This window comes from Synergistaceae bacterium (assembly GCA_017450125.1).
Lineage (GTDB): Bacteria > Synergistota > Synergistia > Synergistales > Aminobacteriaceae > JAFUXM01.
Genome location: JAFSWZ010000026.1, coordinates 1 through 1,530, shown reverse-complemented (window position 1 = coordinate 1,530; position 1,530 = coordinate 1). Strand labels below are relative to the sequence as shown.

Sequence of the window (1,530 nt, the reverse complement as noted above, 5' to 3'; positions counted from 1 at the left end):
CTCGCTGTTGTAGTTGCGCTCGCGTGTGCGTGTGCAGCGTTTGCTGAACCGATGCCGGGCGGTACTAAGCTCATCTTCACGACCGGCGGAGCTCAGGGAACGTATTACGGATTCGGCGGAGTCCTCGCGGGCAAAGTCGGCGAGAAGACCAGCACCACAATCACGGCGATCACTTCCGGCGGCTCGAAGGCCAACATTGAGGCAATGCAGGACGGAGATGCGCATCTCGGCTTCGTACAGTCAGACGTAGGAGCGTATGCCTTCAGGGGAACGCGTCTGTTCGACGAGAGAGTCGACAACTTCTCAACGGTCGCCAATCTCTACATGGAGCAGGTGCAGATAGTTACCCTCGACCCTGACATCAAGACAGTAGCCGACCTCAAGGGCAAAAATGTATCTGTCGGAGCGGCAGGAAGCGGAGTGTACTTCAACGCTGTTGACGTGCTGAAGGTCTACGGTCTCGACATCGACAAGGACATTAAGCCGACGTACCAATCATTTGGCGACAGTGTAGAGGCTCTGCAGGATGGGAAGATTGATGCAGCGTTCATAGTTGCGGGAGCTCCCACGACAGCAGTAACCTCACTTGCGGCGACGAAGAAGGTTTATCTTGTCGGCGTTGACGACGAGCACATCATGAAGCTGCTCACCGAGTCCCCCTACTACAGCAAGAACGTGATTCACAAGGAAGTCTACAACACTGACGCTGACGTTATCACCGTAGCAGTCGGAGCGGTTGTGATTGCACGTGATGATGTGAGTGTAGCTGACGTGTATAACTTCCTTTGGGGAGTGTTCGAGAACAAGGACGAGATTACGGCAGCTCACGCGAAGGGAGCAGAGCTTAATCTAGGTTTCGCAGCGTCATATACCGCAGTCCCCTATCATCCCGGCGCAGTGAAGTAATACGGCGAAAAGGGAATGAACGTAGCAGGCAAATAGTCTACAAGTTAAGCACTAAGAATTTCGGGGCGGCTGTGATTCAGGTCATGGCCGCCTTTATGTTAAGGAGGAATCTTAATGAGTGATACAGATTTGACGAGTAAGGACATTGCGCAGATTGATGCTGACGTTGACGCCGTGATGAAGAAGTATGACCGCGAGTCCAACGTCCGCATTTGGGAGGGCAGGCCTGCAGTGATTGTGCGGTGGTTGTCGGCGGCGTTCTCGCTGTACTGCATATACGTTACTCTGTTCAGTACGGCAATGCCTGAAGTGAGGCTGAATATCTTTCTTGGCCTGATTCTGATTCTCGGTTACCTGCACTACCCCATCAAGAAAGCTGCAGGTGAAATCCGGCCCGGACTCTCCGACTCCATCTCGATACCCATAACGTTGGACGCAGTTCCGCGCGTGAACTCGATACCTTTCTACGACATCGTGATAATGCTTGCGGGAGCGATTCCGTTCTTCTACTTCGCCTACAACGCCGAGAGCATCATCAAGCTGGCTCTTCGCGTAACGAGTCCCCGCAACCCGAACTATCACCTGATGATAGCTATGGCAGTGCTCGCAATCCTGTCGACTATG

The 1,530-nt window shown here is 53.3% G+C and carries 2 protein-coding genes; both read left to right on the top strand.

Annotation, left to right across the window (positions count from 1 at the left end; genetic code table 11):
* The coding region (locus IJT02_05660; protein ID MBQ7544413.1) for a TAXI family TRAP transporter solute-binding subunit at window positions 1-906 on the top strand (906 nt) is incomplete at its 5' end.
* 114 nt (window positions 907-1,020) lie between these two features.
* On the top strand, window positions 1,021-1,530 hold a 510-nt coding region (locus IJT02_05655; protein ID MBQ7544412.1), incomplete at its 3' end, for a hypothetical protein.